This is a genomic window from Shewanella sp. VB17, assembly GCF_013248905.1.
GTDB lineage: Bacteria > Pseudomonadota > Gammaproteobacteria > Enterobacterales > Shewanellaceae > Shewanella.
On sequence record NZ_JABRVS010000001.1, the window covers coordinates 2,478,469 to 2,491,025 of the forward strand.

Here is a 12,557-nt window from a genome sequence, read left to right on the forward strand (position 1 = left end):
TAAATAATAATTAAGGATAATTAAATGGGCTTTTTTAATAAAATAAAAACTCAGGCTAATACGATTGGTACTAATATTAGTGATTCTACGGCTAAATTAGGTGGGGATATATTTACTTCAACCAAAGATAATGCAAAATTAATTGCCATAAAGGCGAAAATATCTTCTATTGAAGGCCAATTACATATAGGTTATCAGGGTATTGGTAAAAAATACGTTGAAAACCTGATGAATAATGAAGGTAAAAAAGTAGAGGATGTATTAGCCGATACACTTAGCAGCATCGAGCCTTTACTAGAAAAAAAGATCACACTTGAAAATGAAGCAATCGAAATTGAAAAAAGCCTGAAAGATCAAATTAAGTTACAAGAAAAAGCTATTTTTCAAAAAGAATACGATTCTGAAAAAGAAAAGCTGGATAGAGCCTTAAAGATGGAGATTATTTCGGAAGATGATCATGAGCGTAGACTGGGTAACGCCAAGCGAAAACTCGATAATTTCGACACTATTCGCAAGCTAAAGAAACAACATGAAATGAAATTAATCACTGAAGATGAATTAACGGCGAAACTAATAAGCTTAGGTGCTTAAACATTTTAACGCCCGTAGTGAAAACGCCATGGCACTTCAGCGACATTCACATCATGTTTTCAGGTTAATATCAAAGTGACATTTTGCTTCTGAAGTCATGACTTTATCGCGTACTAGTTCTCGAGGGAGATTGTTTTTCAATCGTTTCCCAAGGTGTTTGGCAAGACCTAATGGGCAACCATGGTAGCTAAGGATCACTTCACCTTGTGGCTGCTGCTCATCTTGTAGTGGGATATCTCGGCCCATAAGATATTGAATGGCTTGTGATGAATCTAACTCAATACATTGTTGTTGGTTGGCTAATGCTATAATGGCTTCATGGCGTATCTTGAAGCCTTTTTTTAATCCATCGGCAAGTTTAATCCCTATTCGTTGAAAGCGCATTTTTCCAATCAGATTGGCTATCGCAGCGGGAAATAACCAGTATTCAAGATCTCGAACCATGATTAAGCCATCATTGGGAAGAATGATACCAAAGGTGTGTGTAAAATAGTTGGCTAATTCAGTTTTCACTTTTGTACAGGCAGGTGAAAATGGAAAGTTTTTTTGCTGTTTAGGGATAGGCTTTTGACGTTCAACATCTGTAACTTTACGTATTTTAGCGATAAAGAAACCTTCACTATCATATATTTGAGGCCAAACATGCAAGAAACCCTCTGCAGTACAAGATTTTTCCGCATCGGGAAAGAGGTGACGTAAAGACTGAAATTCTAATGCATCAGGAAAGCATGACATAAGGTGTTCACACACTTCCTGATTTTCTGCTCGGCTGAGTGCGCAAGTTGAGTAGACTAAACTCCCTCCCGTTTTCAATGCCAGAAATGCCGATTCAATCAAGGCCTTTTGCGTGTCAATAATGGAGGTATTGTTTGCTGTACTCCAATTTTTCAGTGCGTGAGGATCTTTGCGTATCGTGCCTTCGCCACTGCAAGGAGCATCGAGTAAAATGGCATCGAATTGGTTGTAGAGGTATTCACCAAATACTCGAGCATCGAAATGAGTTAGCGCTGTATTAGCCACCCCCATGCGTAATACATTGGCATGGAGTACCTTAACTCGACTGGAGGAGTATTCGTTCGTCACCAGTAGGCCTGAATTTTTCATTAAAGCGGCCATTTGTGTTGTTTTTGAACCAGGCGCTGATGCCATATCCAGTATGGAGTATTGGGCCGTGTGATCAAAATCATCAAAGAGTGCTGTGGGGGGCAACATTGAACTCGCTTCTTGAATATAAAAAAGCCCCTGAATATGTTCTATGGTGTTACCTAATTGTATTTCATTGTCTAAGGCGACCCAGAAGCCATCACTGCACCAAGGGATAGGCTCAAGTGTCCAGCCTTTAGGCTTCATCAAGTCGATAAAATCTTTGGAAGTAATCTTTAGCGTATTGATACGAATAGAGGGACGAAGAGGCCGATGACAGTAGCTGATAAAATCATCCATAGTGAGGTGAGAAGGCATATCTTTGACAATGCTATGAAGAAAATCTTGATTTAAATGAGCCATAAGGAAGAAACGGTACCAGCAACATATTATTTTTCGGCATTATAGCATAGCATAACGGAGTGAGTGTACGAGGTTAGGATTTGTGGAGTGACTTGATGTTGAGGGTTAGCTTCTCTTAGGTTGACAGCTGATAATTCAGTTGCAGAATGATGCGTGATTAGAAGGATGTAGTGTGTTAAATCGGATATGGTTATTTTTCTTTGTAACAGCGATGCTTGCCATTGTGTTTCAACTTTTCAATGGTCATATCGAGGTGCTATCAGCATCAGTTAATGCATTGTTTGACAGTTCAAAACTCGCGGCTGAAATTGCGCTGGGATTAATCGGGGTGCTATCTTTGTGGATGGGATTGATGCGTGTGGGTGAAAAAGCCGGTGTGGTTGGTTTTTTTGCCAGATTGTTTGAGCCTTTATTATCTAAGCTAATGCCGGACGTACCTAGAGGTCACCCAGCATATGGCAGTATCACGATGAACCTTACGGCGAATATTTTAGGGCTTGATAATGCGGCTACTCCTCTGGGATTGAAGGCAATGCAAGATTTACAGAGCGTAAATCCGGATAAAGCAGTCGCCACGAATGCCCAAATTTTGTTCTTAGTGCTTAATACTTCATCTGTAACACTTGTGCCTGTGACTGTCTTTCTTTATCGAGCTCAGCAAGGTGCATCGGCCCCTGCTGACATTTTTTTGCCGATACTTCTGGCCACAACGGCGTCTACCTTAGCTGGCGTTATTGTTGTATCACTGTTTCAGCGTATTTCTTTGCTTAATACGGTTGTTTTAGGTTATGGAACTGTGCTTTTGGGCTCGATAATGGCGTTAGTTTTCTATTTGGGGACCTTAACCACATTAGCAATAGGAACCCTGTCGACAGGAATGGGCAATGGAATATTACTGCTATTGGTGTTCAGCTTTATACTGGTGGCAGGTCTACGAAAAGTGGCCGTATATGATGAGTTTATCATTGGCGCTAAAGAAGGCTTCGCTCAATCAATCACGCTTATCCCATACTTACTTGCCATGTTACTGGCTATTGCCCTGTTGCGTGCTTCTGGTGCATTAGATTATTTGTTAAACCTTATTTCTTTGATAGTGTCAGTGATAGGAGGTGATACCCGTTTTGTCGATGCATTGCCGACAGCAATAATGAAACCTTTTAGTGGCTCAGGCGCCAGAGCAATGATGCTTGAAACTATGGAACACCATGGTGTCGATTCATTTGCTGGGCGTTTAGCTGCTGTTTTTCAAGGAAGCACTGAAACCACTTTTTATGTATTAGCGGTTTATTTTGGTGCGGTTGGGATTAAGAATGGCAGACATGCGTTATTGTGTGGCTTAACCGCAGATTTTTCTGGGATCCTTGCGGCTATTTTTGTTTGTTATTATTTTTATGGTTGATGTCGTTGTTTATCTAAATGTTGTTAAAGATAGCGAGATCCCAGTACAACAGCCCAGGTTGTTGCACATAATGTCAGGCTTATAAAAACAGCGGCAGATGCAACATCTTTAGCTTGTCCGCTCAATACGTGAGTTTCGTCACTAATTCTGTCGACAACGGCTTCTATGGCTGAATTTAATAATTCAACAATTAACACAATAAATAGGGTTAAGATCAGTATTAAGCGCTCTATTATACTGATGTCAGCAATTAATGCTGCGGGGAGCATTAAGCAGGCAAGCACGAGTTCTTGTCTAAATGCGGCTTCATGTATCCACGCGGCCTTAAGTCCTTTCATCGAGAAGCCAAATGCTCTCAATATACGTCTAATACCGTGGTTATGTTCAGGTTTCATATTGGTCCAAAGTTGATTTTTGCTGTTAGCAGCTTGTTTTTGTAAGAGTATCATATAGTGTAAATGTGTGACTAATTTCAAATCGTGTGTTTCCTGTTCTACACTCATGATTATTGATGTTGGACTGTTTGTTAGATTAATGGACTAATCTGACGGTGTTGCGCGAAGGAGTGCTGAATGAAAGCTTGGCGATATTACACTTTTATCCTCGTATTAACGGCTACATTTCCATGTATGACACTGGGTAACTCTCTATTAGAAGTGACACCAGTGAAGCCACCTTTTTTACCATCCAAATCTGTCTTTTCCATTAACCACCCACTATTTTCGGCCAATTTACCCATAGAAGGAAGCCTTTCAGATTATCTCATCAGTGAAAAGCTTGATGGTGTCAGAGGGGCTTGGAATGGTAAGCAGCTATTCACTCGAACGGGGAGGAGAATTATTACTCCGAGTTGGTTTACTCAAGACTTTCCTGATTATCCGTTAGAGGGGGAATTATGGATGGGAAGAGAGACATTTGAACAGATGTCAGGCTTAGTGAGAAGAACCACACCTCTTGATGAGGAATGGAAAAAAGTTAAGTTTATGGTGTTTGATTTTCCTAGCAGCGAACTGACGTTTGAGCTTCGTTACCAAAAATTTGCAAAAGACTTAGCCAATATTTCTCCTTATATAGTGGTCATTGAGCAGAAGCGAATATCCAGTTTAACTGAGTTAGATATTTGGTTTGAACAGGTGGTTAAACAAGGAGGGGAAGGGTTAATGTTACATCGTCAAACATCACTTTACATCGCAGGTAAAAATAAAGATGTGATAAAATTCAAACCACTTTTTGATGCAGAAGCAATGGTCATTGGTCATATACCGGGAAAGGGCAAATTTACAGGTATACTGGGGGCATTATTGGTTGAAACGCCAGAAGGGTTACGCTTTAAAATTGGCACCGGCTTTACGTTAGCGGAACGTCGCCAACCACCAAGATTAGGCGCTATGGTGACTTATCAGTTTTCTGGTTTGACGCAGAAAGGGACGCCTAGGTTTGCACGCTTTTTAAGAGTAAGGTTAAGCGAGTGAACCTTCATCGTTATCTATCTATCGCTTGCTCAGCGGGATCTGTGTAGGCACTTCTGCGAGACGCCGAAAGCACATCTGACCGCCACGGACGCACATTAACAGGCAAGTAAGCTGAATAAGGTTTTCTTTAGAAAAGCTAACGTAAAAGGATTTCATATCGTCTATAAAGTTATGCCTGTCTCATCTCTTTTGTTCATTGTAACCATATCTTCGACTATTTATGAGGTAAACCTCTGGTCCTGATGGAAGTGAATCACATCTTTTCGCTTGAGCATTTTATTTTTAATTAGCTTGCCAGCCTTATTTACAGTAAAAAAATCAAAAATAAACTTTGTGATATCTATTATTCATTTGATAATGAGCGCCTATCCGTTCGTATTCACTATATTTTTTGATGTCTTGTCGTTTATTGTAGAGAACTTGCTTTTATTTGGTTTTTACCAGTATTTTTTGCTATATATAATGCATTGTCGGCGATATTAAGCAGATCATTATAGTCGCTGGTCGATGTCGGGCAAGGATGATTAGTCAACCCTATAGATATGCTAACATCGACTCTTTGTTTTTTGCTATTAATAATATTAAGTTGTGCTAAATTTTTTAGTAGAGTATCTGCTAGATTTTGTGCTTGATCTAATGAAAGATTTCCCCAAATGATGACAAATTCATCACCGCCGAAACGATAACAACAATCACTGGGTCGCTTACATAAATTGTTGATTAGCTGAGCGACGATTTTTAAACATTGATCTCCAATTAAATGCCCATGTGTATCATTAATTCCTTTAAAGTCATCAATATCAATAATACCAACTGATATAGGAAGGAATAGACGTTGACAGCGTTTTAATTCGTTTAAGAGAAAGTTATCACCATAGTGACGATTATGTATTTGAGTAAGCCCATCATACTGGGCGTTTTTTATGGCTTCTTCTTCGGCGATTTTTCGTATAGTTATATCGTAATGGATGATGCTATAGTAATCGCAATTTGTAATAGGTAATGGGATAACTCTCATCATGAACCATCTTTGTTTATCTGGACTATGGCAGGGATATTCTAGATAAAAACTCTCTTTAGTGCGTATGACATTTTGTATCCCCACAAAGGCTTCTTGTCCAAATTCGTCTCCATTGTTACTGGCTTGACGACAAACAGATAAATAATTTTTACTGGTCCATTCACTATCAATAGTTGAGCTATTATTATTGTTGGCAAAGCTGCACCAAGGTTGGTTTACGTAGATTATATTTCCTTTGTTATCAATGATAGTGATGTGTTCACCGAGAGTATTTAGAAGGAAAATCGCCATCTTGTTAAGATCGAACTCCATAGGGCTATTCATGCTATTCCTTTTCTATCAAATATTTATCTAGACGATATTGTAAACAATTATGAGTAATTTTAGCTTTGATATTGAGTTACGCAAGCCAGTACAGTGTTGGGTAGAATATTGAAGGTCGCCGCTTCACTTTTATTAATCGCTTCCTGCGGGTGCCGTGCACGTCTTGCATGTTCCAGACATACATTAGACATTTTCTTTCATCCATGAAGGTTAAACGTACCAATGTCGTGATCACACGGATGTGAATGAACGACCTTATGTGCACCTTGCTTAACAAGGATCTGCGAGATGCTGGCTCTTGATTTAATTTTTGGGAAATAAAAGATGAAACAAAAGATAAGACAAAAGATAGGACAGGCACATCTTTATTCTGCCTCTTTTGTCTTTTCTGAATATCTTCAGCACCAATAAAAAATTATAGTTGGCAATGCATTAAGTTATTTGTTAAACATAGATTTACTATATATGAGCGTGGCATCGGCAGAAATATGCGCGATTCGCGCACTATAAAATTGCTATAAGTAATTTCTAATTTGGAGTTGAATCTACTATGAAATGTTCTGTATATATTGCAACAAGTGCAGATGGTTATATTGCAACAACCGAAGGTGATGTAAATTGGCTACATACCGCAGGAAATTCGGAAGCGGATATGAGCGATAACCTTGATATGGGTTTTAATGAATTTGTAGCCTCTGTTGACTGTATGATCATGGGAAGAAAATGTATGGATGCAATTTCTAGTTTTAATTTAACTCCTGAACAATGGCCATATGGAGATATGAAGGTTTACGTATTAAGTCATTCTATCAATGAACCACCTGAAAATTTACGCGGGCAAGTTGAAATGTATTCAGGCGATATCTCAAAGTTAATAAGTCACCTTGAAACTGAAGGATATAAACATGCATACATTGACGGTGGAACAACAATTACGGCTTTCATTAACCTTCAACTCATTAATGAAATGATAATTACAAAAGCTCCAATCATTTTAGGTGGAGGTATAGCACTTTTTGGTAAAATCAATAGTAATATTAAGCTAATTAACTCAGAGGCAATTGCATTTCCAAATGACTTTGTTCAAGTTAAGTATGGTGTGAATTACTTATAACAAATAAGGAGAGGCTGCGGGCAGCCGCGTCCTAATCCCAAGTGTTGAACAAGCCCGAGACTGTAGGAGTCGATACCTTTATATAGTAATAAGGAAAGTCGGGAAATATATGGACGCTCCAGGTTAGTCAAGGTAATACTCATCTAGCCAAATGAATCAATAGACATATATGGACGCTCCCGGTTAGTCAAGGTAATACTCATCTAACCAAGGTATTTTTGACCTTAGTTTCTTTGTTAACTATGACCTCTCGTTACGTGTTTATTGACTGACTCTTTTCGCTTTAAGCGATAGTGCTGACATATATACGGGCTTAACACGTTCTCTTTTTAGAGAAAATGCGCCCCTGATGAATTCCGTACCTACACACCTAAAAGTATTTGAACAGCCAGTCGGGTTATTAACCCTTGTCTCTAACGGGTTTATGCAGGATGAACTGAGTCTTTTGTCATCAATTTAACCACTTCTCTAAGAGGTGACTATCAAGTGCTCACTACACCCAGTCGGGCTCAGTATCGGCTCTTGTCTTGAACGAGCTTTGCTTGATAGTCGATACCATTAACATTATCAGACGCATGATATTATCTCTGCCGTTTGGCCGCTTTGTGCTTGATAACGTGTTTGTTTTTTTAATAATATCCACATCAGCCTTGCCAGTTTATGTGCTGTCGCTACCGTGGCCTTATTAAAACCTATTCGCGCTTTTAATTGAGTTACCCATTGGTTGAGTGCGTCATCTTTTTTGTGTGCATGACTAACAACGGTTCTCGCACCGTGGATGAGTTGTTTCCGTAAATAGCTGTCACCACGCTTAGTAATACCATAAATCTGGCTTTTATTTCCTGAGGCATATTGCCTCGGTGTTAGCCCAAGCCAGACAGCGAGTTCTTTAGGGCCATTAAAAGCCTGGCCTTTGTCGATACAAGCTTCAAAAGCGGAGGCTATTACATGACCAATACCCGGTATGCTGAGCAGTATCGGTCCTGTTTCGGTTTGCTCTACCTTCTGTTTTATCAACTTATTGAGGTCTTTGAGTTGCTTAGTTATTTGCAAGTATTCATCATAAACTTGGTTGAGGAGATATCTGAGTAAAGGTCTCTGCTCACTGTCATTGATAATATCCCAGATGTTTTGTTCAAAAGCGGTAAAACCTTGTGGGAAAACAAAGCCAAAATCAACCAATAACCCTCGAATTTGATTGGTACAAGCGATACGCTGTTTGATTAACCGGTCTCTTATTCGGTGCATCATCAAGACCTCTTGCTGGGCCTCTGACTTAATTGGCACAAAACGAATATTAGGTCTTGAACTTGCTTCAAAGATAGCTAATGCATCGTTACTGTCATTTTTATTGCCGCGAACAAATGGGGTAACATGTTGAGCGGGTATCAACTTAACGTTATGACCAAATTGTAAACCGACACGGCCCCAATAGTGGGATGAATAACAGGCCTCCATAACCACAGTACAAGCAGGCGTGTTGCATAGCAGCTCTTTAAGCTGATTTCTGTTCAGCCGTTTGTTATAGACTTTTTTAGCATCTGCAGTCATTCCAAGTACTTGGAATACATTCTTTGCAAGATCAATCGCAATAGTGGTAACTTTCATAGTGGACGCTCCTTATGTAACTGAATGGTCAATATCAGTTTGGCGCATTGACGCCGAATTAGGGAGCGTCCATCTCATCAGCCATCGTTAATTGCACTTCTCTGTCGCTGTGACTAAAATTTAATCATGGTGATGTCATTGGAGTGAGTTATGCCACAGCCTAGAAGAACGCTAATCAGTATCGAAGATACGCCTTATTATCATTGTTGTAGCCGTGTCGTGCGCCGCGCATATCTCTGTGGTGACGATAAGTACACAGGTAAAAACTATGACCATCGACGCGGCTGGGTAGAGGCGCAAATGCTTAAATTATCTGACGTGTTTGCGATTGATGTTGCTGCCTATGCCGTGATGAGTAATCATTTGCATATTGTGTTATATATCGATTTAGATAAAGCCAATGTCTGGTCAGATAGGGAAGTGGTAGAACAATGGCATCAATGCTTTAACGGCACAGCACTCACACAAAAATTTGCTCGAGGTGAAGTGATTGATGAGCACCAAGTGAGTCAGTTAAAACATCTTATTGCGACTTACCGCTCACGGCTGAGTGATATTAGCTGGTTTATGCGATGTCTTAATGAGCCCATTGCTAGGCAAGCCAACTTTGAAGATAACTGCACGGGTCATTTCTGGGAAGGACGGTTTAAATCTCAAGCGCTTTTGGATGAAGCGGCAGTGCTGGCCTGTATGGCTTATGTCGAGCTTAATCCGATTCGGGCTAAAATGGCCAATACGCCTGAGAATTCAGACTACACCAGCCTTCAATTGCGAGTCAAGGCGGCAATCAATGGAAAGCAACCCACCAGATTACTGCCCTTTATTGGGGATGAAAGGCTGAATCAACCCAAAGGCATAAACTTCGCGCTGAAAGACTATCTTGAATTAATTGATGAAACAGGCCGTATTATTCGAGATGATAAACGCGGAGCAATCTCGGCCAATGCAGATAAGATATTAACAAGGTTAAACATTCCTGCTGACAATTGGCTCAAAATCACCACAGAGTTTGGGCATCTATTTCATGGACCAGTAGGAACATTGCAAGAGCTAAGTCGTTACTGTGAACACTTAAATAAAAGACGACGGCATTTTTCCTCGAGTTGTGAGTATCTGAAAGTAGGCTAGGTGCTGGATTTACGTAATTAGTGCAACAGAGCTCTAATATACCCCCAATAAAATCTTCCTCAGTTTATCAACAGAGCAGATATTTCTTGCCTGAAAATCAACTTTTACGACAAAAAAACTCATTTTGTTAAGAGTACTCTGTTATATGAGCTTAACATTCCTACCTCTCATGAGTTGATATTTGCAGAACGTTGAAGGCTCGCGGGGATGTCGATATGTTATTGATTAACAATGGCTGGCTATGACTTTTGTAATAGAATCTTCCTCGGTTTATCAACAGAGCAGATATTCCACGTCTAAAAATCAATTTTTTATGACAAAAAGCCTCATTTTGTTAAGAGCACTCGGTTATATGAGCTTAACATTCCTACCTCTCATGAGTTGATATTTGCAGAACGTTGAAGGCTCGCGGGAATGTCGATATGTTATTGATTAACAATGGCTGGCTATGATTTTTGCTAAAGGCTTTATGCGGCTGCGTTATTACGGGTTTATGGCTAATTCGATAAGACGTAAATCGTTAACCCTCATTAGGAAAAGCTTAGATAAAGCGGTTGATAAGCCAGAAAACGTAATCACAGACACCGTAAAAGATGAAATAGGGCCTGAATGTCCAAGTTGTCATCATGCAGGGATGGTCTTGATAGGAATTATATTGCCTAACAAACAGTTAGCGCAGTTTCGAACGATCTAGTTGAATGATATAAACGGTTAATTATGCGTTGAAAAAAGCGATAGTAGAGGCTTCGTTTGTCTTGACTAAAGCCCCTAACAAGGTAAACTTGCTTGATAACGTTGAGCAAAATAGAGTAAGGAAGCTACTGATAAAACCCTTTTGGTTAAAATCCTTCCGGTCACTGAAATGACTCAATAAACAAAAACCATATAGATTGTGCCAGGCGGCTCAGTCCAACAGGACATTTATCTCTCATGCTTCGACAAGAGATAAATGCTTAATTGTTAGGCTTGAAGGTAGAGTATGGTATTTAACGTAAGAAAAGCTCGATTAAGTGATATTCAGGAAATATCATTAATTCATGTGCAATCCTGGAAGTCTGCTTTTAAGGGATTAATGCCTGAGCGGTATATTAATAGTTATACACTCGAAGATAGAAAAACCGAATGGTTAAGCATCCTAGATAGTGGCTCTGAAACCGTAATAATTGCAGAAGAAAATAATAAACTTGTAGGTTTTTTATCTTATAGCGAAAAGGTAAATTTTCTATATCTGAGTAAACTTTACCTTTGCCCTAGCATTTATGGAAAAGGTGTCGGTTGCTTACTGATGAAGCAACTGGAAAGTGATGCTCAGTTGGCATGTATTGATCTGATTCGCTTATATGTTCTTGATAGTAATCAATCAGCCATTAAATTTTATTCAAAGCAAGGTTTTGATTTCGGTGACGGTTTTGAATCAGAGGTGTTTGAGGGTGAAACAATAATTGACCTTCTGATGGAGAAGCGTCTACAAGCCTAACAAGGCAATTAAACGGAACTAAAACAGTTGGTTAGGTTCCGCTTCGCTCCACATTATAACCAACAATTTTAGTCCGCTTATTGCGGCGTTAGCCCTTAATAGGAATATCATGTGAAATATTTCCAAAAAGGCAGTGGTGAATATTTAGTCTTGGTTCATGGAGCATTAACAGATGGTTCTATGTGGCTCCCTCATACAGATTCCTTGTCTCAGTATTTTGATGTGGTTTCAGTGACTTTAAGTCATTTTGATAATGATGATAACTTAATTTTTGGTCTGAACTCACACGCTCAAGAACTATGTGAGCTTGTGAAAAAGTTAGTTTCAGATAAGCCCGTGAATATTGTTGGCTGGTCTTATGGTGCAGATGTTGTATTGAACATGATAGCAACGTCTCAATTGCCATTGTCTAAGGTATTTTTGTATGAGCTGGGATATCCCGGTTGTGTTCAAGAAGATGAAATGAAAACTTGGGCTGCGGATGCAGAGTCAATGTTTGAGCCTGTTTTTAATGATGTACATCAGGGGAATTTGAGTTTAGCTGTTGAATCATTGATTGACGGTTCTGGGAATTGTAATGGTTACTTCGATAAGCAACCAACTGAGGTGAAGAGTTTACAGTTAAAGCAAGCTTATACATTGCCTTTGCAACTGAATCAGCAAGAACATCCATCGATTGATGCCCAAAGTCTATCTAATATTGATCTTTCATTAATATTTGGGCATGGCGATAAAACACGAGACTTATTTAAGCTGGCCACACAGAGTGATGCACGAGCTTCAAGACACTCAAAATTGGTGGTTATTGAAAATGAATCTCACATGTTACCTCAAGAAAATCCAGAAAAGTTTTCGAGTTTACTAATTGATTTACTGGGAAAAAAGGGCTAACAGATTAGGATAGGCCGCGCGCAGCC

General features: G+C 39.5%; 13 protein-coding genes. 8 read left to right on the forward strand and 5 right to left on the reverse strand.

The features are described 5' to 3' along the window. Window positions 1–24 precede the first annotated feature (24 nt). Window positions 25–591, forward strand: a complete 567-nt coding sequence (locus tag HQQ94_RS10640; RefSeq protein ID WP_173294392.1) for a hypothetical protein — start codon at window positions 25–27, stop codon at window positions 589–591. Between the two features lie 51 nt (window positions 592–642). On the opposite strand, the gene rsmF is transcribed toward HQQ94_RS10640, so the two are convergent. Continuing rightward, complete coding sequence (gene rsmF / locus HQQ94_RS10645) at window positions 643–2,097, reverse strand: 16S rRNA (cytosine(1407)-C(5))-methyltransferase RsmF (protein ID WP_173294393.1); 1,455 nt, start codon at window positions 2,095–2,097, stop codon at window positions 643–645. A gap of 172 nt (window positions 2,098–2,269) precedes the next feature. On the opposite strand from rsmF, the gene HQQ94_RS10650 reads away from it, so the two are divergent. Then, complete coding sequence (locus tag HQQ94_RS10650; RefSeq protein ID WP_173294394.1) at window positions 2,270–3,496, forward strand: nucleoside recognition domain-containing protein; 1,227 nt, start codon at window positions 2,270–2,272, stop codon at window positions 3,494–3,496. A gap of 23 nt (window positions 3,497–3,519) precedes the next feature. On the opposite strand, the gene HQQ94_RS10655 is transcribed toward HQQ94_RS10650, so the two are convergent. Continuing rightward, window positions 3,520–3,891: a diacylglycerol kinase gene (locus HQQ94_RS10655; RefSeq protein WP_173296606.1), complete on the reverse strand. Its 372-nt coding sequence runs from the start codon at window positions 3,889–3,891 to the stop codon at window positions 3,520–3,522. A gap of 177 nt (window positions 3,892–4,068) precedes the next feature. Here HQQ94_RS10655 and HQQ94_RS10660 point away from each other — a divergent pair, with 177 nt between their 5' ends. Next, window positions 4,069–4,968, forward strand: coding sequence for a DNA ligase (locus HQQ94_RS10660; RefSeq protein WP_254304042.1), 900 nt, complete (start codon window positions 4,069–4,071; stop codon window positions 4,966–4,968). Window positions 4,969–5,374: 406 nt separating this feature from the next. On the opposite strand, the gene HQQ94_RS10665 is transcribed toward HQQ94_RS10660, so the two are convergent. Continuing rightward, on the reverse strand, window positions 5,375–6,313 hold the full coding sequence (locus HQQ94_RS10665) for a sensor domain-containing diguanylate cyclase (RefSeq protein WP_173294395.1): 939 nt from the start codon (window positions 6,311–6,313) through the stop codon (window positions 5,375–5,377). A gap of 59 nt (window positions 6,314–6,372) precedes the next feature. After that, entirely contained in the window at window positions 6,373–6,504 is a 132-nt protein-coding gene (locus tag HQQ94_RS22855; protein ID WP_302051846.1) for a hypothetical protein, read from the reverse strand. 359 nt (window positions 6,505–6,863) lie between these two features. On the opposite strand from HQQ94_RS22855, the gene HQQ94_RS10670 reads away from it, so the two are divergent. Beyond that, the gene (locus HQQ94_RS10670) at window positions 6,864–7,427 is read left to right on the forward strand and encodes a dihydrofolate reductase family protein (RefSeq protein ID WP_173294396.1); all 564 of its coding nucleotides are present in this window, start codon (window positions 6,864–6,866) and stop codon (window positions 7,425–7,427) included. A 567-nt stretch (window positions 7,428–7,994) separates the two neighbouring features. On the opposite strand, the gene HQQ94_RS10675 is transcribed toward HQQ94_RS10670, so the two are convergent. After that, entirely contained in the window at window positions 7,995–9,035 is a 1,041-nt protein-coding gene (locus HQQ94_RS10675; protein ID WP_173294397.1) for an IS110 family transposase, read from the reverse strand. A gap of 150 nt (window positions 9,036–9,185) precedes the next feature. Between HQQ94_RS10675 and HQQ94_RS10680 the strand changes: the two genes are divergently transcribed. The 4 genes from HQQ94_RS10680 to HQQ94_RS10695 all read left to right on the forward strand — a co-directional run bounded on the left by HQQ94_RS10680 (window position 9,186) and on the right by HQQ94_RS10695 (window position 12,531). Then, a complete protein-coding gene (locus HQQ94_RS10680; RefSeq protein ID WP_173294398.1) occupies window positions 9,186–10,163 on the forward strand; it encodes a transposase in 978 nt (325 codons plus the stop codon). Window positions 10,164–10,611: 448 nt separating this feature from the next. After that, entirely contained in the window at window positions 10,612–10,857 is a 246-nt protein-coding gene (locus tag HQQ94_RS10685; RefSeq protein ID WP_173294399.1) for a hypothetical protein, read from the forward strand. Between the two features lie 285 nt (window positions 10,858–11,142). Next, window positions 11,143–11,640: a GNAT family N-acetyltransferase gene (locus HQQ94_RS10690; protein WP_173294400.1), complete on the forward strand. Its 498-nt coding sequence runs from the start codon at window positions 11,143–11,145 to the stop codon at window positions 11,638–11,640. A gap of 111 nt (window positions 11,641–11,751) precedes the next feature. Continuing rightward, window positions 11,752–12,531, forward strand: coding sequence for an alpha/beta fold hydrolase (locus HQQ94_RS10695; protein ID WP_173294401.1), 780 nt, complete (start codon window positions 11,752–11,754; stop codon window positions 12,529–12,531). Window positions 12,532–12,557 lie beyond the last annotated feature (26 nt).

Bases quoted from the DNA above. Each gene is read 5' to 3' on its own strand.
- HQQ94_RS10640 (WP_173294392.1), top strand. From the start codon at position 25: ATGGGCTTTTTTAATAAAATAAAAACTCAGGCTAATACGATTGGTACT.
- rsmF (WP_173294393.1), bottom strand. From the start codon at position 2,097: ATGGCTCATTTAAATCAAGATTTTCTTCATAGCATTGTCAAAGATATG.
- HQQ94_RS10655 (WP_173296606.1), bottom strand. From the start codon at position 3,891: ATGAAACCTGAACATAACCACGGTATTAGACGTATATTGAGAGCATTT.
- HQQ94_RS10660 (WP_254304042.1), top strand. From the start codon at position 4,069: ATGAAAGCTTGGCGATATTACACTTTTATCCTCGTATTAACGGCTACA.
- HQQ94_RS10665 (WP_173294395.1), bottom strand. From the start codon at position 6,313: ATGAATAGCCCTATGGAGTTCGATCTTAACAAGATGGCGATTTTCCTT.
- HQQ94_RS22855 (WP_302051846.1), bottom strand. From the start codon at position 6,504: ATGTCTAATGTATGTCTGGAACATGCAAGACGTGCACGGCACCCGCAG.
- HQQ94_RS10670 (WP_173294396.1), top strand. From the start codon at position 6,864: ATGAAATGTTCTGTATATATTGCAACAAGTGCAGATGGTTATATTGCA.
- HQQ94_RS10675 (WP_173294397.1), bottom strand. From the start codon at position 9,035: ATGAAAGTTACCACTATTGCGATTGATCTTGCAAAGAATGTATTCCAA.
- HQQ94_RS10680 (WP_173294398.1), top strand. From the start codon at position 9,186: ATGCCACAGCCTAGAAGAACGCTAATCAGTATCGAAGATACGCCTTAT.
- HQQ94_RS10685 (WP_173294399.1), top strand. From the start codon at position 10,612: ATGATTTTTGCTAAAGGCTTTATGCGGCTGCGTTATTACGGGTTTATG.
- HQQ94_RS10690 (WP_173294400.1), top strand. From the start codon at position 11,143: ATGGTATTTAACGTAAGAAAAGCTCGATTAAGTGATATTCAGGAAATA.